Source organism: Methylobacterium brachiatum, from assembly GCF_900113845.1.
GTDB classification, from domain to species: Bacteria; Pseudomonadota; Alphaproteobacteria; order Rhizobiales; family Beijerinckiaceae; genus Methylobacterium; species Methylobacterium brachiatum.
In genome coordinates, this window is record NZ_FOQW01000008.1 from 205,981 (window position 1) to 227,880 (window position 21,900).

At 70.9% G+C, this 21,900-nt stretch carries 20 protein-coding genes; 9 read left to right on the forward strand and 11 right to left on the reverse strand.

The features are described 5' to 3' along the window. The first annotated feature begins 514 nt into the window (after positions 1 to 514). The 5 genes from BMZ47_RS12510 to BMZ47_RS12530 all read left to right on the forward strand — a co-directional run bounded on the left by BMZ47_RS12510 (position 515) and on the right by BMZ47_RS12530 (position 5,118). Positions 515 to 865 carry a septal ring lytic transglycosylase RlpA family protein gene (locus tag BMZ47_RS12510; protein ID WP_007566791.1) on the forward strand — a complete coding sequence of 117 codons (351 nt, stop codon included), beginning with the start codon at positions 515 to 517 and terminating at the stop codon, positions 863 to 865. Between the two features lie 174 nt (positions 866 to 1,039). Continuing rightward, positions 1,040 to 1,354, forward strand: a complete 315-nt coding sequence (locus tag BMZ47_RS12515; RefSeq protein WP_039903737.1) for a polyhydroxyalkanoic acid system family protein — start codon at positions 1,040 to 1,042, stop codon at positions 1,352 to 1,354. 79 nt (positions 1,355 to 1,433) lie between these two features. After that, entirely contained in the window at positions 1,434 to 1,670 is a 237-nt protein-coding gene (locus BMZ47_RS12520; protein ID WP_007566795.1) for a hypothetical protein, read from the forward strand. A gap of 54 nt (positions 1,671 to 1,724) precedes the next feature. Then, a complete protein-coding gene (locus BMZ47_RS12525) occupies positions 1,725 to 3,524 on the forward strand; it encodes an ATP-binding cassette domain-containing protein (RefSeq protein WP_091862529.1) in 1,800 nt (599 codons plus the stop codon). A gap of 103 nt (positions 3,525 to 3,627) precedes the next feature. Continuing rightward, the gene (locus BMZ47_RS12530) at positions 3,628 to 5,118 is read left to right on the forward strand and encodes a carboxypeptidase M32 (RefSeq protein ID WP_091862532.1); all 1,491 of its coding nucleotides are present in this window, start codon (positions 3,628 to 3,630) and stop codon (positions 5,116 to 5,118) included. A gap of 186 nt (positions 5,119 to 5,304) precedes the next feature. Here the strand turns inward: BMZ47_RS12530 and BMZ47_RS29150 are convergent, their stop codons facing one another. The 3 genes from BMZ47_RS29150 to BMZ47_RS12545 form a co-directional block, all read right to left on the reverse strand. Further along, the gene (locus tag BMZ47_RS29150) at positions 5,305 to 8,781 is read right to left on the reverse strand and encodes a YhaN family protein (RefSeq protein ID WP_091862535.1); all 3,477 of its coding nucleotides are present in this window, start codon (positions 8,779 to 8,781) and stop codon (positions 5,305 to 5,307) included. Between the two features lie 10 nt (positions 8,782 to 8,791). Continuing rightward, a complete protein-coding gene (locus tag BMZ47_RS12540; protein WP_091862538.1) occupies positions 8,792 to 10,030 on the reverse strand; it encodes a metallophosphoesterase family protein in 1,239 nt (412 codons plus the stop codon). Positions 10,031 to 10,264: 234 nt separating this feature from the next. Further along, positions 10,265 to 12,304: a YgiQ family radical SAM protein gene (locus tag BMZ47_RS12545; protein WP_091862541.1), complete on the reverse strand. Its 2,040-nt coding sequence runs from the start codon at positions 12,302 to 12,304 to the stop codon at positions 10,265 to 10,267. Positions 12,305 to 12,658: 354 nt separating this feature from the next. Here BMZ47_RS12545 and BMZ47_RS12550 point away from each other — a divergent pair, with 354 nt between their 5' ends. Next, positions 12,659 to 13,438, forward strand: coding sequence for an endonuclease/exonuclease/phosphatase family protein (locus BMZ47_RS12550; RefSeq protein ID WP_205836206.1), 780 nt, complete (start codon positions 12,659 to 12,661; stop codon positions 13,436 to 13,438). Here BMZ47_RS12550 and BMZ47_RS12555 read toward each other — a convergent pair. The 6 genes from BMZ47_RS12555 to BMZ47_RS12580 form a co-directional block, all read right to left on the reverse strand. Next, positions 13,356 to 14,792, reverse strand: coding sequence for a phospholipase D-like domain-containing protein (locus tag BMZ47_RS12555; protein WP_091862544.1), 1,437 nt, complete (start codon positions 14,790 to 14,792; stop codon positions 13,356 to 13,358). The two genes, BMZ47_RS12550 and BMZ47_RS12555, sit on opposite strands and share 83 nt — an antisense overlap. 66 nt (positions 14,793 to 14,858) lie before the next feature. Beyond that, positions 14,859 to 15,173 (reverse strand): hypothetical protein, encoded by a 315-nt coding sequence (locus BMZ47_RS12560; protein ID WP_091862547.1) that lies wholly within the window; start codon positions 15,171 to 15,173, stop codon positions 14,859 to 14,861. 120 nt (positions 15,174 to 15,293) lie between these two features. Further along, positions 15,294 to 16,100: an enoyl-CoA hydratase gene (locus tag BMZ47_RS12565; protein WP_091862549.1), complete on the reverse strand. Its 807-nt coding sequence runs from the start codon at positions 16,098 to 16,100 to the stop codon at positions 15,294 to 15,296. A 61-nt stretch (positions 16,101 to 16,161) separates the two neighbouring features. Further along, entirely contained in the window at positions 16,162 to 16,893 is a 732-nt protein-coding gene (locus BMZ47_RS12570) for an ATPase (protein ID WP_425285064.1), read from the reverse strand. After that, positions 16,824 to 17,060 carry a hypothetical protein gene (locus BMZ47_RS12575; protein WP_091862554.1) on the reverse strand — a complete coding sequence of 79 codons (237 nt, stop codon included), beginning with the start codon at positions 17,058 to 17,060 and terminating at the stop codon, positions 16,824 to 16,826. The genes BMZ47_RS12570 and BMZ47_RS12575 overlap by 70 nt, the downstream gene beginning before the upstream one ends. Before the next feature lie 82 nt (positions 17,061 to 17,142). After that, entirely contained in the window at positions 17,143 to 17,604 is a 462-nt protein-coding gene (locus tag BMZ47_RS12580) for an AMP-dependent synthetase (RefSeq protein WP_091862557.1), read from the reverse strand. 273 nt (positions 17,605 to 17,877) lie between these two features. On the opposite strand from BMZ47_RS12580, the gene BMZ47_RS12585 reads away from it, so the two are divergent. Next, a complete protein-coding gene (locus BMZ47_RS12585; protein ID WP_091862560.1) occupies positions 17,878 to 18,288 on the forward strand; it encodes a hypothetical protein in 411 nt (136 codons plus the stop codon). A 4-nt stretch (positions 18,289 to 18,292) separates the two neighbouring features. Here the strand turns inward: BMZ47_RS12585 and BMZ47_RS12590 are convergent, their stop codons facing one another. Continuing rightward, a complete protein-coding gene (locus BMZ47_RS12590) occupies positions 18,293 to 18,982 on the reverse strand; it encodes a uracil-DNA glycosylase (RefSeq protein WP_007566822.1) in 690 nt (229 codons plus the stop codon). 250 nt (positions 18,983 to 19,232) lie between these two features. Between BMZ47_RS12590 and hemH the strand changes: the two genes are divergently transcribed. Together hemH and BMZ47_RS28565 are read left to right on the forward strand one after the other, a co-directional pair. Then, positions 19,233 to 20,315, forward strand: a complete 1,083-nt coding sequence (gene hemH / locus BMZ47_RS12595) for a ferrochelatase (protein ID WP_091862563.1) — start codon at positions 19,233 to 19,235, stop codon at positions 20,313 to 20,315. Between the two features lie 94 nt (positions 20,316 to 20,409). Then, on the forward strand, positions 20,410 to 20,568 hold the full coding sequence (locus tag BMZ47_RS28565; RefSeq protein WP_163006024.1) for a hypothetical protein: 159 nt from the start codon (positions 20,410 to 20,412) through the stop codon (positions 20,566 to 20,568). Positions 20,569 to 20,814: 246 nt separating this feature from the next. Here the strand turns inward: BMZ47_RS28565 and BMZ47_RS12600 are convergent, their stop codons facing one another. Next, the gene (locus tag BMZ47_RS12600; RefSeq protein ID WP_091862566.1) at positions 20,815 to 21,726 is read right to left on the reverse strand and encodes a peptidylprolyl isomerase; all 912 of its coding nucleotides are present in this window, start codon (positions 21,724 to 21,726) and stop codon (positions 20,815 to 20,817) included. Positions 21,727 to 21,900 lie beyond the last annotated feature (174 nt).

Consider the following 21,900-nt stretch of genomic DNA (forward strand, 5'->3'; position numbering starts at 1 on the left):
GCGTTGTCGAAATTGCCCGGCCGCCGTCCCGTTCTGGGGCTGCAGTTTTTGCCGAGCGCGTCCCGCCCAGTCCTTCCACAGATCAAGCGCCTATTGTGCGGCGCATTGAGCCCGCCCGTCTTCTGCCGCGGCGCGGCTGATCAGACCGCGCGCCGTCCGAGAGCCGCCATTCCTGTGGTCCGTGCCGGCACGACTGATTTCGGGTTTCGTCGGCGCCGGCATCCAGCTCAGTGGGACGCAGGGTCACACTCAGCGCAGGGCTTAGGAATTTAGGCAGATCCAAGGATCGCTACACATGACAGTTGTGTGACGCAGCGATTACCTAAGGGGACTGTCGGTCTTACAAATCGTAACAAAGTCAGAAATAAACTGAAATAGAACGCACTGTAATCCACATGACCAGGCAGAACCCGGCTAAAATGTGACGTCAACCGATCCGAAAACCCCGCCATATTCCGGCCCGTTTCTCGAACGACTGGCGCCGCCCCGGAAACAACAAGGGAATGCGGGAAGAATGACATCTGGTTTCGGTAAGTTCGTGGCCACCGTTGGAATGCTCTCAGCCTTCGTCGGAACGACCCTCCCGGCTGCCGCCCAGAGCGGCGCGGCCTCCTGGTACGGGAGCGGCTCTCGCACCGCGAACGGCGAGCGTTTCAACCCCAACGGACTGACCGCTGCCCATCGCAGCCTGCCGTTCGGAACCCGGGTCCGCGTCGAGAACCGCCGGACCGGTCGCTCGGTGGTGGTGCGGATCAACGACCGCGGCCCCTTCGTGCGTGGCCGCATCATCGATCTCTCGAGGGGCTCGGCCCGCGCGCTCGGCATGGGCGGCACGAGCTACGTCTCGCTTCAAGTCCTGAACTGAGGATCCGGCGCCACCTGCGCCCGATCGCCGATGGCGGATCGGCATCCGATCCGGCTGCGCGCGCCCTGACGGCGCCCGGATCGGACCGATCCTGAAGCCGAGCGGCCTCCCGACGTTGCCTGCGGCGTCGGGAGGCCCCATGTGCTGTGGGAGCAGCCCGGATCCAGCCGCCCCATGCCCAAGCCCCTGATCGTCGATATCCCGCATGACCTCGGCCGCGACGAGGCCAAGCGGCGCCTCGAACACGGCACCGACCAAGCGCGGGCCTTCCTGGCCAAGAGCGGCGTCACCATCGACCAGCTCGCCTGGACCGGCGACCGGCTCGATTTCGGCGTCTCGGCCATGACCCAGAAGATCGGCGGCACGATCGATGTCGGCCCCGAGAGCGTGCGCCTCGAAGTGAAGCTGCCGTTCCTGCTCGCCCTGTTCGCCGAGAAGATCCAGAAGGTGGCGAGCAAGGAAGGCAATCTCCTGCTCACCAAGAAGTAGCGCGCCGGAACCCCAGCCGCAGGCCTTCGTTGCCGCCCGAACGGTGCGGGACAGCACCGCGGGCCCTCTGGAGGACAAGATGCCGGACTTCACCCTCGCCGATCCGAGCCAAGTGCCGGAAGTTCCGCCCCAGCCCACGCCGGCGCCCGAGACCCCGTACGATCCGCCGCAGGCGCCGACGCAGCCGCCCGGTCCCGAGATCCCCGGCAACACCCCGGCCGAGACGCCGGGCATCCAGCCGCCGGAAATCCCGGTCAACGATCCCGGCCCGCCGGAGATCAGCCCGCCCACCGGGCCGGCCAACCCGATCGCCTGAGCGCCGGGAGCGGCCCGGTTTGAACCGGAGGCCCGGCACTGCCATAAGCCCGGCATGGCCGCTCCCCCTCTACTGACCCTCCAGGACGTCGCGCTCACCTTCGGCGGCACGCCGCTGATCAACCGCGCCGACCTGACCATCTCCCCCGGCGAGCGGACCTGCCTCGTCGGGCGGAACGGCTCGGGCAAGTCGACCCTGATGAAGATCGCCGCCGGCCTGGTCGAGCCGGACAAGGGGCGGCTGTTCGTCCAGCCCGGCACCACGATCCGTTACCTGGCGCAGGAGCCGGACTTTTCGGGGTTCTCAACCACCCTCGATTTCGTCGAGGCCGGATTGCCGCCGGGCGACTCCGCCCATCGCGCCCGATACCTGCTCGAGAGCCTCGGCATGACCGGGGCGGAGGATCCGAAACAGCTCTCCGGCGGCGAGGGGCGGCGGGCGGCGCTCGCCCAAGCGCTGGCCCCCGAGCCCGACGTGCTGCTCCTCGACGAGCCGACCAACCATCTCGACCTTCCGGCGATCGAGTGGCTCGAAGCGGAGTTGCGCGGAACCCGCGCCGCGATGGTTCTGATCAGCCACGATCGGCGGTTTCTCTCGGCGTTATCGCGGGCCACGATCTGGCTGGACCGCGGCGAAACGCGACGGATTGAACAGGGATTCGCGAACTTCGAGGCCTGGCGCGATGCCTTCTTCGAAGAGGAGGAGCGCGACCAGCACAAGCTCGACCGCAAGATCGCCGCCGAGGAGCACTGGCTGCGCTACGGCGTCACCGCTCGCCGCAAGCGAAACGTCCGCCGCCTCGGCAACTTGCACGAGCTGCGCCAGAATCGCCGCGACGTCCGCCGCCCGGTGGGCAGCGTCAGCATGAACGCCTCCGAGGCCGAATCCTCCGGGAGCCTCGTGGTCGAGGCCCGGGACATCTCCAAGGCCTACGGCGACCGGACCATCGTCGACGGCCTGTCCCTGCGGGTGATGCGCGGCGACCGGCTGGGCATCGTCGGAGCCAACGGCGCCGGCAAGTCGACCCTGATCAACCTGCTGATGGGCCGGCTCGCACCCGATTCCGGCCAGGTGGTGCTCGGCACCAACCTGATGCCGGTTGTGCTCGACCAGGCCCGGGCGACGCTGGAGCCCGGCATGACCGTCACCGAGGTGCTCACCGGCGGCCGGGGCGACAGCGTCACGGTGAACGGCCAGAGCCGCCACGTCATCGGCTATCTCAAGGACTTCCTGTTCACCCCCGAGCAGGCCCGGACCCCGGTCTCGGTGCTGTCCGGCGGCGAGCGCAACCGCCTGCTGATCGCCCGCGCGCTGGCGCAACCGGCCAACCTGCTGGTGCTCGACGAGCCGACCAACGATCTCGATCTCGAGACCCTCGACCTGCTCCAGGAGATGCTCGGCGACTACCAGGGCACCCTGATCCTGGTGAGCCACGACCGCGACTTCCTCGACCGTGTGGCCGGCAGCGTGCTGGTCTCGGAAGGGTCGGGCCGCTGGGTCGAGTATGCCGGCGGCTACAGCGACATGCTGGTCCAGCGCGGGCAGGGGGTCGAGGCGCGCACGGTCGCGCCGACGAAGAAGGAACCGCGCGAGCGCACGGCCCCGTCCACCCAGCCGGCCGGTAAGCCGAAGCTCGGCTTCAAGGACCAGCACGAGCTGAAGACGCTCCCGGCCCGCATCGCCAAGCTGGAGGCGGCGATCGCCCAGCTGAAGGCGATCCTGGCGGATGCCGACCTCTACGCCCGCGACCCGGCCCGGTTCGACAAGGCCACCGCCATGCTGGCCCAGGCCGAGACCGAGCTGTCGCAGGCGGAGGACCGGTGGCTGGAGCTGGAGATGCTGCAGGCGGGGTGATACCGACCCGCGGCTCAAACCAGGGATACTGTCTTATCGAGCCTCGGCGGGCACGATCCCGCGGGGCCGCAACGATCGCGAACCGACCGGAACGGAAGATCGCATGACCGCCTACCAGACCCTCGAACAGCGCTTCTCCCGGCTCGCGGCCCTGGAAGGCGCGGCCGGGATCCTCGGTTGGGACGCGCAGACGCTGATGCCGGACGGGGCCGCGGAGGCGCGGGGCGACCAGCTGGCGATCCTGCGCGGGCTGGCCCACGAGATCCTGACCGCGCCCGAGACGCGGGACGAGCTCGCTGCCGCCGAGCAGCAGGGCGGCCTGGATGCCTGGAATGCGGCCAACCTCCGGGAGATGCGCCGGGCCCAGGCCCATGCCGGCGCCGTGCCCCGGGACCTCGTGGAGGCAAGCTCCCGGGCCGTGTCCCGGTCCGAGATGGTCTGGCGCGAGGCGCGGCGGGATTCCGATTTCGCCCGGCTGGCGCCGTATCTCGCCGAGGTGCTGCGGCTCCAGCGGGAGATCGGGCAGGCCAAGGGCGCGGCGCTCGGGCTCGACCCCTACGATGCCCTGCTCGACAGCTACGATCCGGGCATGCGCCGGGCGGTGATCGACCCGCTGTTTACCGACCTCACGAGCTGGCTGCCGGACCTGATCGCCCGCGCCCAGGAGATCCAGGCCTCGCGCCCGGCGCCGCTGCCCCTGGAGGGGCCGTTTGACACGGGCACGCAGCGCGCGCTCGGCCTCAAGCTGATGACCGCGCTCGGCTTCGATTTCGCCCGCGGCCGGCTCGATATCAGCCTGCACCCGTTCTGCGGCGGCGCCACCGACGACGTGCGCATCACCACCCGCTACGACGAGGCCGATTTCGGCCGCGCCCTGATGGGCGTGCTGCACGAGACCGGCCATGCCCTCTACGAGCAGGGCCGCCCCGCCGCCTGGCGGCACCAGCCTGTGGGCGCCGCCCGGGGCATGAGCCTGCACGAGAGCCAGTCGCTCATCGTCGAGATGCAGGCCTGCCGCAGCCGGGAGTTCTTCACCTACCTGGCGCCGCTGCTGCGCGAGGCGTTCGACCGCTCCGGGCCGGAATGGTCGCCGGAGAACCTGCACGCCCTGAACATGCAGGTCCGGCCGGGCTTCATCCGGGTCGATGCCGACGAGGCGACCTACCCGGCCCATATCCTGCTGCGCTACCGGCTGGAGACCGCGATGATCGCGGGCGACCTCGCGGTCGCCGACCTGCCCGGCGCCTTCAACGACGGGTTGCGCGACCTCCTCGGCCTCACGGTGCCGGAGGACCGCCTCGGCTGCCTGCAGGACATCCACTGGCCGAGCGGCGCCTTCGGCTACTTCCCGACCTACACGCTGGGTGCGCTCGCCGCGGCCCAGCTGTTCCGTGCGGCCCGCGCCGCCGAGCCGGCCCTGCCGGGCTGCCTCGCCGCGGGCGATTTCGCCCCGCTGCGCACATGGCTGCGCGCCAACGTCCACCAAGTCGGCAGCCTGCTCGGGACGGACGACCTGCTGGCGCGGGCGACGGGCGCGCCCCTCGGGACGGCGGCGTTCCGGGCGCATCTGGAGGGGCGGTATCTGGGGGGCTGAAGACCGGACGAGGCTCCGGTCCCTATTCCCCCGCCGTGAACGATCGTCCCGCTTCGGCCTGTCCAAGGCGCGACGTGCCCCCTCTCCCGCACGGGAGAGGGGACCCGGCCTCATGCGGTCATCGATCAGGGAATGCGTCAGTCGGCACGACCACGGGCGTTCGTCCGCGCCCGCGCAAACCGCCCGCTACAACTCCAGCACATCCACCGCATCGCCCAACCGATCCCGCGCGATCTCGGCGACGTGGCGGTGGTGGGTGAACAGGATCGGCTGGACGCTGGCACCGATCTCCGCGAGCGCGTCGAGGCCGTAGCCGGTGCGGGCCTCGTCGAAGGTCGAGAAGAGATCGTCGCCGATGAACGGCGCCGGCTCGGCGCGGCCGGCGTAATCCTCCAGATAGGCCAGGCGCAGGGCGAGGTAGAGCTGGTCGCGGGTGCCCTCGCTGAGCGCCTCGATCCCGACCAGCCCCCCGCCCGCGCGCTGGCCGGCAAGCTTGGGCGTGTCGGCCTCGTCGTAGGTCTGGGCGAGCCCGGTGAAGGCGCCGCCGGTGAGGGCCCGGAACAGGGCGCCGGCCCGGGCCACCAGGGGGTCCTGCTGGCCGGCCCGGTGCCGGGCCACCGCCTGGCCGAGCATCAGGCCGGCGAGCCGCAGCACCGCCCAGGAGCGGGACGCCGCCTGGAGGTCGGCTTCCGCCGCCTTGCGCTCGGCGGCGGCCAGTTCGGCGCCGCTGCCGCCTTCGAGCTCCGCCCGGCGCCTCTCGGCCCGGTCGCGGTCGGCGAAGATGACCTGGCCGCGCTCGGCCTGCTCCTCGGCCTCCATGGCGAGCCGGGCCAGTTCCGCCTCCACGGCCTCCGGAGGCAGTGCGTCGAGACCGACGCGGATCTCGGATTCGGGTAGGCCGTCGGCGGCGCCTGCGAGGCTGCCGCGCAGCCGCAGGCGCTCGGCCCGGAGCATCTCCCGGGCGTTGAGCCGGCCGAACACCTCCGCGATGGCAGGGGTCGGAGCCTCGGCCAGATCCGGCATGGTCTCGGCGACCTGACGGGTCAGGTCCGATCGGGCGGCGGCGCGCAGGCCGACGGCGTGGCGCAGGGCCGTGTCCGCTTCCTCGAAGCGCCGGTCCAGCTCGGCGCGGCGGGCCTCCCGGGCCTGGGCGGCGACCAGGCGAGCGTGAAGGGTGCGGATCGCGCCGGTGGGCGGCGTGTCGGCGAGGTCCGGCGCCAGGGCCTCGACCAGGGCAGCCGCTTTGGTCTGAAAGGCTTCCATGTCGCGCCGGAGCCCCGCCGCCCGGCGCTGCAGGGCGGCGCGCTCGGCGAGCCGGTCCGGCACCGTGCGCCAGGCTTCCAGCGCGCCCTCAGCCTCCTCGGGGCGGGCGGTGGCGGGCAGGCCGAGGGGCCTCAGCGCCTCCGCCCAGTCCCACTGCCAGGCGGCGCGGCGCGCCCCGGTCTCGGCCAGAGCGGCTTCCAGCTTTCCCGCCGTCGCGGCGGCGGCGCGGAGCCGGCCGCCGGTCTCGAGATTGGCTTCCCAGCGGCTCGCGAGCGTCGCGACCCGGGCCTCGAGCCGTTCGAGGGCTTGGCCGATATCGCCCTCCGGGGCCGGATCGAGCCCGGCGCGGGTAAACAAGTCGGAAAGCGGCGCCCGGGCGGATTCGATCCGGGTCTGCAGATGGTCCCGCTCGATCCGCTGCTCGGCCAGACGCTGCTCGGCCTCGATCAGGTTCTCGGTCTCGGCGAGCCAGGCCGCCATCTCGGCCGGGGGGCCGGGGACGAGGCCGGCGGGCTGCCAGGCCTCGCGCCAGGCGGCTTCGCCCTCGGCGATCTCGTCCGCGATCCCGGCGAGCACGTTGTCGGCCGACGCCAGCGCCGCATCCTCGGCGGCGAGGCGGTCGAGATCGGCCGCGTGGGCCGCGACCCGCGCGGCGTCGGCGGCACGCTCGTCGGCGAGGCGGTCCGCCTCGAACAGGGCGCGCTCGTAGGCGGCCAGCGTCCCGGGCTCGGTGGTCCGGCCGGCCGCGAGCGCTTCGCGCAGGGGCGCGAAGGCGGCGTCGCGGGCGGCCCGCACGGCGTCGAGCCGCTCCTGGGTGGCGATCGGCCGGCCGGCCTCGCGCTCGCGCAGGCGGGTGCGGGTGGCGTCGGCCTGGGCTCGCGCCGCGTCCCGGCGGTCGGCGGCGCGCTCCTGCTCGCGCCGCTTGCCGTCGAGCAGGGTGCGGTAGCGCGTGATCGTGTCGGCGCTGGGCAGGGGCATGCGGGCCAGCGCGGCGGTGTCGGCCACCGGCGGCGACAGACGCGCCGCCTGGTTGCGCAGCAGCGCCGTCTCCCGCCGGATCGCGGTGTCCAGCGCCTCGTGGGCGGCGAGGCGCTCGTGCAGCTTGGCGAGCGGCTTCAAGGCCTCGCGCAACGGCGTCGGATCGTGGGTGGCGCCGGCCGCCTCGACCTCCCGGGCCAAGCGGTCGCGCTCGGCCGTGGCGGCCGCAGCGTCGCGCGCCAGCTGGTCCTCCGCGGCGGCGAGCGTCCTGCCGTCGCGGATCAGCCGCTCGACGCGAGCGCGAGCGGCGTCGGTGGGCTGGTTGGCTTCCAGGGACGCGAGATCCGGGGCTCCGATCCGGGCGCGCAGGCGCTCCAGGTCGAGCCCGACCTTGTGGGCGTCGCCCTCGATTCGGGGCAGGTCGGTGCCGCCCTTCTCGAACTCCTTGGTGCCGCTGAATGCCGCCAGGATCTCCTCGGCCCGCAGGATCAGCGCCGGCTCCACCGGCACCGACTCGGCCTCGCCCCGCGCCCGGGCGCGGGCAGCGTCGGCGCGCGCCGCCTCGGCCTCGGCCTCACGGCAGCGTTCGAGGGCGGCGCCCAGGCGCTCGATCCAGGCGGAATCCGCCTCGGCGAGGCCGGCATCCGCGGCGATCCGGTGGTCCAGCGCGTCGATCTCGGCGACGATCGGCCGGGCGCGCTTCAGGCGCTCCAGCCGGGCGCGCTCGGTGGCCACGCGCTCGCGCTCGGCCCGCAGCGCGTCGAGCTGTTGGGCGGCCGCCGCGATCTCGTCGTTCAGCGCGCGCCAGTCGCCGGCGCGCAGGCCCTTCTCGCGGATCGCCTTGCGGGCGGTCTCGTGCCGCTCCAGCGCCTGGTAGAAGGTCCGGTGCTTGGCCTGGCGGGGGGCGAAGATGCCTTCGGCCTCCGCGTCGAGGGCGGCTTGCAGCTCGGTGAGGCCGCGCAAGCCCGATCCCGCCGCGAACAGGCTGGCGCCGACCTCGCCCTCGACATCGACCATCTCCCGCCCGCCGGCCCGCAGGCTGCCGGCATCGAGGCCGAAGGCGCGGCAGAACACGGTGCGGGAGATGCCGCCGAGGAACGGCGCCAGGGCGTCGTCGGGGAGCGGCGCCTCGGCGGCGTCGATCAGCGTCCGGGTGTTGCCCTTGCGGCGGCGGAAAGCCAGGCGGCGCCCGTCGGCGGCCTCGACCTCGGCGCCGAGGCGCAGGAGCGGCATGTCGTGCAGGAAGGCGTAGCGGGTGGTCTTCTCGAAGCCGAACAGCAGGTCGGTGACCGCCGCGAGCGCCGTGCTCTTGCCGGCCTCGTTGGCGCCCAGCACCACGTGCAGGCGGGCATCGGGCCGGAAGGTCACGGTCCGTTCGGTGAAGGCGCCATAGCGCTCCAAAACGAGGCGGATCAGCCGCATTGTGCGCGCCTCAGCAATGCCGACCGCCGAGGCGGCCCAGGATCAGCGCCTCGGCCTCGGCACAGAGCGCGTCGAACTCGGCCTCCAGGTCGGCCTCCGCGGCGGCGGATGCCGGCATGCGGGCGCCGATCTCGGCGAGCGCCGCCTTGGCCCGGCTGCGGAAATCCGGGTCGCGGTCGAGATCGGCGAGCAGGGCCGCCGGGTCGATCGCCGCCCCGGACGCCTCGACCGGAGCGCGGGGCCTCCGGGTCTCGATCTTCAGGCGCTCCAGCCAGATATCCTCGTGCAGCCGGTGGGCGGCGGCCTGGATCTCGGCGGTGACGTTGTCTCTGTCGGCCGAGAGCGCATCATGGGCCGGGGTCGTACCGGCCAGATGCACCCGCACCAGGACGAGGCGCTGGGCCGCCACCTCCGCCAGGGGCCGCAGGGCGGCCTCCACATCCTCGAGGGCGGCGCTTGTGTCGGCGGCCTCGCTCAGGTCGACGATGACCTGCTCGAAGCGGGCCCGGTCGAGGGGGAAGCGGCTGACCCCGGTCACCCGCCCGTCGGCGACCTCCACCAGGACCGCGCCCTTCGCGCCGCATTCGCGCACGCTCCGGCCCTGGATGTTGCCGGGGAACACGATCCAGGGATCCCGGGACAGTTCGGCGTATTCGTGGATATGGCCGAGCGCCCAGTAATCGTAGCCCCGCGCGGTGAGGTCGGCGACCGAGCAGGGGGCGTAGGTCTCATGCGCCGCGTGGCCCGTGCAGGAGGTGTGCAGCACGCCGAGGTTGAACCAGCCGGGCAGGGCGGCCGGGTAGGTCAGCGACAGGTTCTCCTCCACGGCCCGGGCCTGGAAGCTCCGGCCGTGCACGGCGACCCGCAGGGATTCGAGGCGCAGCGTCTCGGCGCGGCTCGCAGAGAAAACATGCACCGAGGGCGGCAGGGTGATCGAGCGGGTGATCACGCTCTCGGCGTCGTGGTTGCCGCGCACCAGGATCGTCGGGATGCCGGCCCGGTCGAGACGCGCCACCTGGCGGGCGAAAAACAGCCCGATCGTGTTGTCGGCCCAGTCGCCGTCATAGATGTCCCCCGCCACGACCACGAAGGCGACCCGCCGCTCGATCGCCTGGGTGACGAGATCCTCGAAGGCCTGCCGCCCCGCGGTGGCGAGCCGGCGGGCGAGTTCCGCGTCACGCGTCGCGAGGCCCGAGAGCGGGCTGCCGAGATGCAGATCCGCCGCGTGGATGAAGCTGAAGCCCGACATCGGCCCCCGGTGAGCAATCGGTGAGCCGGGGTCTTAGGCCGCCGGGGCGTGCGGCCTCAAGCGGCGACGGCGCATCGTTGCACAGGCGCAGGGCGCTCGTGACGGCCTCAGGACCGGAACTCGATCAGCATGGCCCTGGCGGCGGCCGAGAAGGTGGCCTTCTGCTGGTCCGCGTCGAGGCATGGAGCCCCGAAGCCCGCCCTTCGCACGTCCGGTTGCGAGGGGGCGCGACCGTCACTTGCGCAGCGGCACGCCCTTCGTGGTGAAACGCGGCGCGCCCGGATGGCGCATGGGGCGCGACTGGCTCCCGGCCTTGCCCGCACCGGCACCGGTTCCCGGCGGCTGCGAGAGCGGAACGAGCTGGTCCGGCCTCGGCCCGATGAGATCCGCGCGGCCCATCGCCCGCAGCGCCTCGCGCAACAGGGGCCAGTTCTCGGGATCGTGGTAGCGCAGGAACGCCTTGTGCAGCCGGCGCTGCCGCATCCCCTTGATCGCGTCGACCGGCTCGCTGCCGCCGCGCCGCACGCCCTGCAACGGGTTGATCTCGGTGTGATACATGGTCGTGGCGGTCGCCATGGGCGAGGGCAGGAACGTCTGGACCTGGTCGGCGCGATAGTCGTTCTTCTTGAGCCACAGGGCGAGGTTCATCATGTCCTCGTCGGTCGTGCCCGGATGCGCCGCGATGAAATACGGGATCAGGTAGTATTTCTTGCCGGCCTGCTTGGCGGCGGCGTCGAACATCTCCTTGAAGCGGTCATACGTGCCGATTCCCGGCTTCATCATCAGGTCGAGGGGCCCGCGCTCGGTGTGCTCGGGCGCGATCTTGAGACGGCCGCCGACGTGATGGGTCACGAGCTCCTTGACGTATTCGGGGCTCCGGACCGCGAGGTCGTAGCGCACGCCGGAGGCGACCATCACCTTCTTGACGCCCTTCACCTCTCGGACCTTGCGATAGAGCCGGATCAGGTCGTCGTGCGAGGTGTTCAGGTTCGGGCAGATATCCGGGAAGACGCAGGACGGCAGCCGGCACGCCGCCTCGATCTTCGGGTCCTTGCAGGCCATCCGGTACATGTTCGCCGTCGGCCCGCCGACATCGGAGATCACGCCCGTGAAGCCCGGGGTCTTGTCGCGGATCTTCTCGATCTCGCGCAGGATCGAGTCCTCCGAGCGGTTCTGGATGACACGGCCCTCATGCTCGGTGATGGAGCAGAAGGTGCAGCCGCCGAAGCAGCCGCGCATGATCGTCACCGAGAACTTGATCATGTCCCAGGCGGGGATCTTCGCGTCGCCGTAGGACGGATGGGGGGCGCGGGCGTAGGGCAGGTCGTAGACCGCATCCATTTCCTCGCTGGAGAGCGGGATCGGCGGCGGGTTCAGCCACAGGTCGCGGTCGCCGTGGCGCTGGACGAGGGGGCGGGCGTTGCCTGGATTGGCCTCCCGGTGCAGCACCCGCGAGGCGCGGGCATAGGCCTCCTTGTCGTCCTTGACCTGCTCGTAGGCGGGGAGCCGGATCACGGTCTCGCCGGGGCGACGGGAAGCGGCCTCGTCGGTCGAATCGAGATCGTCGGCGGGCAGCTCGGTGTAATGCGCGGGCACGCGGCGGAACAGGGCGACGCCTCGGACGGAGTCGAGATCGTGCGGGGCCTCGCCCGCCGCGAGGCGGTTCGCCACCTCGACGACGGCGCGTTCGGCATTGCCGTAGATGAGCAGATCGGCCTTCGCGTCCGCCAGGATCGAGCGGCGCACCTTGTCGGACCAGTAATCGTAGTGGGCGATGCGGCGCAGCGAGGCCTCGATGCCGCCGAGGATGATCGGCACGTCCTTGTAGGCCTCGCGGCAGCGCTGTGTGTAGACGATGGTCGAGCGGTCCGGGCGCCGGCCGCCTTCGCCGCCCGCCGTGTAGGCGTCGTCGTGACGGAGGCGACGGTCCGCCGTGTAGCGGTTCACCATCGAATCGAGATTGCCGCCGGTGACGCCGAAGAACAGCGTCGGCCTGCCCAAGGCCTTGAACGGCTCCGCCGATTGCCAGTCGGGCTGCGCGATGATGCCGACCCGGAATCCCTGCGCTTCGAGCAGTCGGCCGATGATGGCCATGCCGAAGCTCGGATGATCGACATAGGCGTCGCCGGTCACCAGGACGACGTCGCAGGCGTCCCACCCGAGCGCGTCCATCTCGGCGCGGCTCATGGGCAGGAATGGGGCCGCCTTCCTGGCAAGCGGCGCCTTGCAGGCGAGAGTCGCCAGGGATCGGCTCGCGGAGGCTTGGAGGTCCATGGGGTGGGTGCATAGACCGCCGAGGCCGATAGCTCAACGAAGCGCGAGGGGGTTGGGCGCTGCAACCTCCTCAAAGCTCCAGAGACCAGCGTTCAATCTGCGCTCGAAATGGCATGCGGGTGCGAGCCGGGAAGCAGGTCGTACTCTGCCAGCGAGCTTTTGTCTCACCCCGGCGTCTGCTCAACGTCCGTTCCTGGACATCGGGACGGACGCTCGAACGGCCAGGCTGGGACCAAAGCGGCCACCCTCCGCAAAAGCAGATCGGGCTCGCCCCCAAGCGAACGCCCGAGCTTCCGGCGCGTTGAAGCGCGGCGGTGGCGCCAGAACCACCCGGTGAGGTACGAGTCCGGCCCGATGAACAGCTTCGCCCATCCGGACCGCTCCGGCCTCGCCACGGCGCTTCCGATCCGGCCGGCGGAGCGCGCGCACGCGCCGTTCAAGATCGTGAGCTGGAACCTGCTGCGACGCACCGGCGCGGCGGTGGACGACGTCGTCGCCCTGGTCGCGCAGGAGAAGCCGGACCTTCTGCTCATGCAGGAGGCGACCCGGGCGATCGGCTTCCTGCAGGACCGGATCGGCGGCCATTACGCCTGGGCGCCGTTGCCCGGGCGGATCCACGGCCTGGCGATGTGGAGCCCGAAACCGTTTCCGAATGCGCCGCGGGTGATCACGCTCCCCTCGGGCGCCCTGGTGCACCGGGTCTGCCAGGTGCTCGATCTGGGCGAGTTCGGCGTCGCGAACGTCCACCTGTCGCACGGGCAGATGCTGAACCGGCGCCAGCTGCGCCGCATCGTCGGCGAGCTGCCGCCGCGAGCCGCGGTGCTGGGCGATTACAACATCGTCGGCCCGGCGCTGATCCCCGGCTTCCGCGATGTCGGCCCCCGGAGGCCGACCCACGCGATGGTCGACGTGCTGCCGCTGCGGCTCGACCGGTGCCTCGCCCGCGGCATGATCTGCCACGAGCATGCCGTGCTGCCGCGCGGGCCCTCCGACCACCGGCCGATCGTCGTGCATCTCGGGCCGGCGCCGGAAGCGCACGCGCCCGCGCGCTTCAAAGGTATGGCAGCAGCAGTCGCACGGCTGCGTCGCGCAGACGGATCGGCAAAGCGCGCGCGGCGAGATCCTCACGGCTGAGGCGCGATTCCATCTTGCCTTGCATGAAGGCGTCGAGCTGGGCCGCGAGGTCGGCGTCGATGATCTCGACGTTCAACTCGAAATTGAGCCGGAAGCTGCGCATGTCCCAGTTGGCGCTGCCGACGAAGCACCAGACGTCGTCGACCACCATGGCCTTCGAATGGTCGAAGGGCGGCTCGTCGAGCCAGACCCGCACCCCGGCGCGGAGCAGCGGGTCGAGATGCGCCCGGGTCGCCCAGTCGATGAACGGATGGTCGCTCACCCGCGGGATGATCACGTCCACGATGATGCCCCGGGTCGCGGCCTGCGCGAGAGCGCCGGTCACCAATTCGTCGGGCAGGAAATAGGGGGTGACGAACCGGACCGTCCGGCGGGCGCAGGCGAGCGCCTGGAGGATGACCTGCTCGATCTTCTCGACATCCGCGTCCGGCCCCGAGGTGACCACCCGGGCGACGCTCTTGCCCACCGGCTGCAGGTCGGCGAGCCACGGCTCGGAATCGAGGATCTCGCCGTCCACGAAGGCCCAGTCGGCGGCGAAGGCCACCGCGAGCTGCTCGACGACAGGCCCGCGGAGACGGAAATGGGTGTCGCGGATCGGATGCTCGGGCTTCAGGGAGACCCGGTTCGGCTGCGAGATGTTGAGACCGCCGGTGAAGGCGACGCACCCGTCGACGATCAGCAGCTTCTTGTGTGAGCGCAGATTCAGGAACGGCATCCGCCAGGGCAGCGCCGAGTGCATGAACAGGGCCGCCGGGATGCCGAGGCTGGTGAGCCGGTGATAGACCGGCGCGCGAAAATAGCCGCCGCCGATCCCGTCGATGATCACGCGGACCTTGACGCCCCGGTCCTTCGCCTCGGCCAGGGCATCGCAGAACGCGCGGCCGGTGGGATCGTCGCGGAAGATGTAGCTTGAGAGCCCGATGCTGGCCTTGGCGTCACGGATCGCCGCCAGCATGACCGGATAGGCGGCGTCGCCGTTGCGGAACATCTGCACGTCGTTGCCCGTGAAGGCCGGGAGCCCGGTGATGCGTCGGATCGCCCGGTCCAGGGGCCAGAGCGTCTCGGGCACCACGGCATCGTCGGTATCGGGCAACTGGGTCGCGTCGGAGGGCTTCGTGCGCAGCTTGCGCGCCCGGCGCGAGACGCGGTTGATGCCGAAGGTCAGGTAGAGCGCGGTCCCGAAGATCGGCGAAAGCCAAGCCAGCCCGATCCACCCGACCGCGACGCTGACCCGGCGCTTGCGCAGCAGGGCGTGCAGGGTGACGCCGATCGCCAGGGCGAAGCCGATGAGCGCCGCAACATCCGCACGCAACAGGGCGGTGGATTGCAGCCATCGATACAGCGCGTCTTCCAAGGTCTCGGCATCCGGTTCGCGTCAGACGGCGCCGGATATAGCTGAAGGAAACGCCGAGGCGCGGATTTAATACGGCCGGAGGGGCGGCTGTGCGCCGGTATCGGGGGTTCCGAGGGGCCGGGCGCAGCGATACGGCCCGCTGCCGTCGAGCGCCGCGTACAGGATCCGGCCGCCATCCGCGATGCAGCGCGCCTTGGCCTCGGCATAGGGCCTGTGGAAGCTCCAGATCGTGATCATCGGGCCGACCGTGCCGAGGCAGACGCCGCCGAACAGCAGGGCGGCGGCCCAGGTCGCGCGGTCCGGACGCGGACGCGGCGGCCGGGGCGGCGGCATGGTGCCGACGAAGGCCAGGGTCAGTCCGAACAGGTCGATCGCGCTCATCAGCCGTTCCGCATGGAGGTGCCGAGCCCGGCAGGACAGGATATGCCGTCATCCTAGGGCAGGGCGCCCCCGGAACCTACGCATCCCGACGCGGGGGACCTGCGTCGTATCGCGCGGGGCTCACGGCTCCCAGCGCGGCGATCGCTTGGTGAGGAACGCGTCGATGCCCTCCTGGGCGTCGGCCATCATCATGTTCCGGGTCATGATTTCGGCCGTGTAGCCATAGGCCTCCTCCAGGCCCATCTCGATCTGCCGGCCGAACGCCTCCTTGCCGATCGCCAGGACCCGCCGCGCCTTCCCGGCGATGGTTTGGGCCATGGCGTTCACCGCCCCGTCCAGTTCGGCTGACGCCACCACGCGGTTGACCAGGCCGATCCGCAAAGCCTCCTGCGCGCCGACCGGCTCGCCGACCAGCAGCATCTCCAGGGCGGCCTTGCGCGACACGGCCCGCGACAGGGCGACCATCGGGGTCGAGCAGAACAGGCCGATCTGCACCCCCGGCGTGGCGAAGCGGGCCTCCTCGGCGCAGAGGGCAAGGTCGCAGGTGGCGACGAGCTGGCAGCCCGCCGCGGTGGCGATGCCGTGCACCTGGGCGATCACCGGCTGCGGCAGGCGCGTCAGGCTCAGCATCAGGCGGGCGCAGGTGCGGAACACCGCCTCGGTCGCCGTCCGGGAGGGATCGACGCGCATCTCCTTGAGGTCGTGCCCGGCGCAGAAGGCCGGCCCGGCCCCGCGCAGGATCACCACCCGGACCGCAGGATCCTCCCGGATCGCGTCGAGCGCGTCCTGCAGCGCATTCATGAGCGCCATCGACAGGGCGTTGCGCGCCTGCGGACGGTTCAGCGTCAGGGTCGCGACGCCGTCGGCATCGTGGCGCAGCAGGACGGGCGCGTCCGCGGAGCTGGGGGCGGCGAGGGCTGCGGACATGGCGATATCCTAAAGCGCGCCGCGCGGGTGCGCATCAAGGCGATCCCGCGGAGGACGCGGATCACCGCTCCGGTGGGCCGCCGTCGAAGGGATCCGATTGCGATCCGGCGTCGCCGCATGCGTCATCAAGCGTTTCCTCGGCTGGACTCTGCCTCAAGGCGACCGGGATCGCGGCCCTGGCCCAGTGCGGCAAGCTACGGCTGACCAGCTTTGTGTGGTCATTCTCGCGGCTCAAGATCAGCCTGCATCGCTTGCCGCTATTGTCAAACACCAAGCTCCGCTGAGCGATCCGCATGGCGTCTGGCAGGTGCGCCATGCTGCGTGCAAAACGGCGCTCGAGATCGGCGGCGGGAACCGGATGCCCCCCGCGTTTCACGCGCTCAGCTACGCGACTGCGCGATTGTATGATGCTGCCAATCCCTACGAAGACCAGATTGACCTTGAACCCGTGATTGCGGGTCTCGGCCATGAAGGCGCGCTCGCTGCAACCGGCCAGCGTCGTCTCGATGCCGAAGCTCTGGTGGGCATCTCGCAAGGCCTGCCGGCGTTCGATGGCGAGACGGCCCGCCCGGGCCGCCACACTTGGGTCACCACCCCGGCCGCGTGCGATCTCCCGTGCAATGTCGTCCGGACTTACCACTTCGATACGTCCGCACGCATGACGGCGCGCCAGGGTCGATTTGCCGGCGCCGTTCGGCCCGGCAAAAACCCAAAGCTGCGGCGTCATAGATCGCGGATGACTTGGTCGCCCGCCTCGTCGAATCGGACCAGCTCCCGCCGTCCGCCGGGGTATTCTTTCACGAGCAGGCCTTCGGGCGTATCGCCCTCGACGTAGTAGACCGGAAAGCCGGCTTGCAGATGCTCCCGCGCCGCCGCACCATCGTCGTGCCGCGCGTTCTGGAGGTCTCGCCAGAGGCTTTCGCTCGTATCAACGGGCTTCGTGGCTTTTATCGCTGTCATGGAGGGACCCTCCGACCGGATCTGCGACAAGCCTACCACGGAACCGTGAAGCGTGCCCTTGCGAGGTCGCCGAGAGCGCCCCTCAATCCTGCTCGGCGAGAGCGAGATCCAGGCTGGCGAAATCGGCGCCCGGGCCGTTCCACCACACGCTCGGATAGGTGGGCAGCCGGCCCATCACGCCGGCATAGGCGTCTGCCAGAGCCGTATCGATGATCACCAGCGTCGCGCCGGAGCGAGCCAGGCTGTCGGCGAGCGCCGCGCCGCGGCGGCTGCCGTCGAGGGCGAGGACGCGGACCCCGATCCGCGCCAGGCCGAGGCGCATCGCCTCCGCCTGGCTGAGGTCGCGGACCAGGAGGGCGACGGTCTCGCCGGCGCGCAGGCCCTCGGCGAAAGCCCAGTGGGCGACCCGGTTGGGGCAGATCGCCGGGGCGGCGCGCCGGTCGCCCGAGGCGAGGCCGAGCCCGGATCGGAAGCGCCGATTGGGATCACGCGGGCCCGGCGCCGGGACCGGAATGTCTGCGACAGTGGAGTTCACGCCAAACATACGCTGCGAACCGCCTGGATCTGGATAAACGGTGAACCTTGGCGTGACGCGCGCAGGTTAACACTCTGTCTCACGTTCGCAGATCTCCGGAACACTGGCCGTTTTTCAGGGCTCCGGACGGCGGGGACTGCGCCTATGCCGAATCGATGATGAACGGGGCAGAGCGATTTGGAGGCAAATTCGGTCGCATTGGCCTCGGGCGCGGGCCGGCCTATCTCCCGCTCGGAGCGGGCGACCCGGAAGAGGTTGCCCCGACTGAGGAAACGCCCACCCATGCGCCAGATCGCCCCCTACGCGGCCGCCTTCGCTCTCACGCTCGCAGCCCTGCCGGCGCAGGCGCAGATCCGCAACGCGCCGTCCCCGCGAGCCCTGGAATTTGCCGCCTATATCTTCGCGGCCTCGAATGTCTGCGGCTACCGGATCGGCAACGAGGCCTTCGAGGGTCTCCTGGCGAAGCAGAACGTGCGGGTCGACGACGTCCAGCCGCGGGGGCCGTTCGGCAACCGGGTGCAGACGATGTTCACCCTGATGTCGAACCAGATGGCCCAGAACCGCGACCAGGCCTGCATCGCGGTGGCCGGCGAGTACGGGCCGGAGGGTGCGATCACCAAGAACGTCCTGCTGCCGGCCGGTCCGACGACCGGCGCCCCGGCCCCGACGGAGCCCGCCAAGCCCGCGCAGTGATCGTTCAGCCCAGGCGCCACGCGATCGGCGACACCCCGCGCTCGGCCAGCCAGCCATTGGCGCGGCCGAACGGGTCGGATCCCGGGAAATCCCGGGCGCGGTTGAGCGGGGAGGGATGCCCGCTCTCGAACACGCCGTGGCGGCCTGAATCGATCAGCGCCGTCCGGGCGCGGGCCTGGGCGCCCCAGAGCAGGAAGACCGCCGGCTCCGGACGGGCGGAGACCGCGGCGACCGCCTCGTCGGTCAGAGCCGACCAGCCGTAGCGCAGATGCGCGCCGGCCTTTCCGGCCTCGACGGTCAGCGCGCTGTTCAGGAGAAGGACGCCCTGGCGGGCCCAGGGAGTCAGGTCGCCGCCGGCAGCCCGTTCCGAGCCCGCCTCCGCCAGGATCACGCGCAGGGATGCGGGCAGCCGGCCCGAGCCGACATACGAGAAGGCCAGGCCGTTGGCGTCGCCGGGTGTCGGATAGGGGTCCTGCCCCAGGATGACGGCGCGCACCGCCGGCAGCGGCGTCTCTGTCAGCGCGCGGAAGATGTCGGCCGGCGCCGGCAGCACCCGCGCGCCCTCGGCGATCCGGGCATCGACCCGGGCCGCTACGGCGTCGGCCGCACCGCCGGCGAAGAACGGCAGCGCCAGCCACGGCGATCCGGAAGCGCGGAAGGCCGCCAGCGCGGCGGCCACGGGTGTGTCGGTCATCGGGTCTCGCCGGGTCGGACGCTGCGCTCCGCGGTTGCGGGGCACCGGCGCCATGATTAGGGAGAATGGGTCGGCCCCGCGCCAGCGCGTACGGTCCAGCATGTCGCAGCCGGCCTTCGCTGAGCGGGCGGACACCCTACATGGGGCGGACGCGATACCGAACACCCCGGTTCAGGCCCAAGCGCGTGCGCCGGCTGCCGGGTATCCGAAGCCAGAAGAAGGACTCGGCGCGCGGCGCCGGAACGCTGCCATGAACGAACGCGTCGAACCCGCCGCGCTGGCGGATGGCCGGCCCCTCTCGACCCTCGTCCCCGCCGCGGGCGGCCTTCCGGCCGACCACCCGAAGGTGGCCTGGGGCCGCGTCGGCGTGCTGCTGATGAATCTCGGTACCCCCGAGGGCACCAGCTACTGGCCGATGCGCCGCTATCTCAAGGAGTTCCTGTCGGACCGCCGGGTCATCGAGGTGCCCCGGCTGATCTGGTGGCCGCTCCTCAACCTGATCATCCTGACCAAGCGCCCGGGGCCGAAGGGTCGCGACTACGCCAGCGTCTGGAACAACGAGCGGAACGAGGGTCCGCTCAAGACCATCACCCGCGGCCAGAGCGAGCGCCTGCAGGCCGCGATGGGCGATTCCGTCGTGGTCGACTGGGCCATGCGCTACGGCAAGCCGGAGGTGGCTGAACGCCTTCAGGCGCTGCTCGACCAGGGCTGCGACCGGATCCTGCTGGTGCCGCTCTACCCGCAATATGCGGCCGCGACCTCGGCCACCGCCTGCGACCAGGCGTTCCGGGCGTTGATGGACATGCGCTGGCAGCCAACGGTGCGGGTGTCGCCGCCCTATCACGACGACCCGGTCTACATCGCCGCCATGGCCGATTCGATCCGCGAGGGCCTGGCCAAGCTCGACTTCGAGCCCGAGGTGATCCTGACCTCGTTCCACGGCGTGCCGCGCAGCTACCTGCTCAAGGGCGATCCCTATCATTGCCAGTGCCACAAGACCGGACGTCTGATCCGGGAGGCCCTGGGCATGTCGCCCGAGCGGATGCGGGTCACCTTCCAGTCGCGCTTCGGCAACGAGGAATGGCTCAAGCCCTACACCGACGAGACCGTGACGGAGCTGGCGAAATCCGGCGTCAAGCGCATGGCGATCGTGGCCCCCGGCTTCACGGCGGATTGCCTGGAGACGCTGGAGGAGCTCGACGGCGAGAATCGCCACTATTTCGAGGGGAACGGCGGCGAGCGCTTCGCCTACATCCCGTGCCTGAACGATTCCGATCTCGGCATGAAGGTGATCGAGAACGTGGTGCGCCGCGAGCTTCAGGGCTGGGTCTGACGCGAAAGCGCCGCGACGCCGCTTGCGGTCGGGCCCGCCCGGCCTATCATCCTCCGAAGCTGGACGGTTTTCAGATCCGGCGTCGGAGGATCACATGGCGTTCTTCATCGGGATCGCGTGTCCCTGGCTCCTGATCGCGGTGCTCGACCGGATCGCCGAAGGCCGCCGCACGGCCGAGCTCGCCGCGCTGGGCGTCACCGCACCGACGGCCGCCGCCAGGTCCGCCTACCTGCATCCCGACCGGCCGTATTGAGGAATCCGGGCGTCCGGAATCGCCGAACGTCGGAGACTGTGAGAGTTCTCCGGTCGTTCGACCACCCGCCTCGTCATCCTGGGGCCGCGATGCGGAGCCCGGGATCCAGAAACGCAGGCTGAGCAGACCTTCCGCTGTCGGCGGCTCTGGATTCCGGGCTCGCCTGCGGCGCCCCGGAATGACACGGTGATTTATCTTGTCCCCCTCCTAACCGGAGGAGGGGGAAAACCGGTCGCCCCTACCCGATCACGGCTTCTTCGTCTCCGGCGCCGGCTGGGCCGCGGCGGGCGCCGCGTCGGTGCGGTCGATCTTGGCGTCGGCGCGCAGCTTCAGGATTAGGTCCTGCTGGGCCTTGCGGACCAGGTGCTGGTCGATCTGCTCCTTCAGTTCGTCGAAGGTCGGCTGCGGCTTCGTGCGCTTCTCCTCGACCTTGATCACGTGCCAGCCGAACTGGCTCTTGACCGGGTCGGAGACCTGGCCGGGCTTCATCGCGAAGGCGGCGTTGGCGAAGTCCGGGACCATCCGCTCCTTGGTGAACCAGCCGAGATCGCCGCCCTCGGCCTTGGAACCCGGATCCTTCGAAGTCTCGGCGGCGACCTTGGCGAAATCCTCGCCGCCCTTGATCCGCGCGGCGATCTTCTTCGCGTCGCCCTCGTTGTCCACGAGGATATGGCGCGCATGCACCTCCTCCTCGGGCTTCATCAGCTTGACGGTCTGGTCGTAGATCGCGTGCTCGGCCTCGGGGGTGACCGCGCGCTTGGCCTCCTGCTCCAGGTAGTCGTCGAGCAGGAGCTTGTCCCGAAAATAGGCGAGCTTGCGCTTGAACTCCGGCGTGTCGCCGATCTTGGCCGCCTCGGCGGCCTGCGCGCCGACCCGCAGGTCGACCATGTAATCCACCAGCAGGGACTTCTTCTGCGCCTCGTCGACGCCCGGCAGCGACAGGGCCGGATCGTCCGACGCGATGGCCAGGTCGCCCTGCGTGATCGGCTTGCCGTTGACGCTGGCCACCACGGTGTCGGGGCTCGGGGTGGCCGTGTTGGCCGCGGGCGTCGAGGTCTGGGCCGGGGCCACCTGGGGCGCCTGGGCCAGCGCGACACCGGGCATCGCGAGCATCAGGGCGAGCGCGCTCGCGCGCCGGAGGAGGGCGGTGTTCGGCATGCTGGCGTGGTCCTCGGCTGACGTCTCGGCGCCGCCCCGGTGAGGCCGGGCGGCGCGCCGCGGCACAGGTGGCGCGCGTCGCACGAGAAGGCAAGCGCTGCCGTTTCACCCGTCCGGAGCCCGATGGATCGGAGGCTGCCTCTTTCAGGTGCGCCGGCCGATGTTTACCTCTAT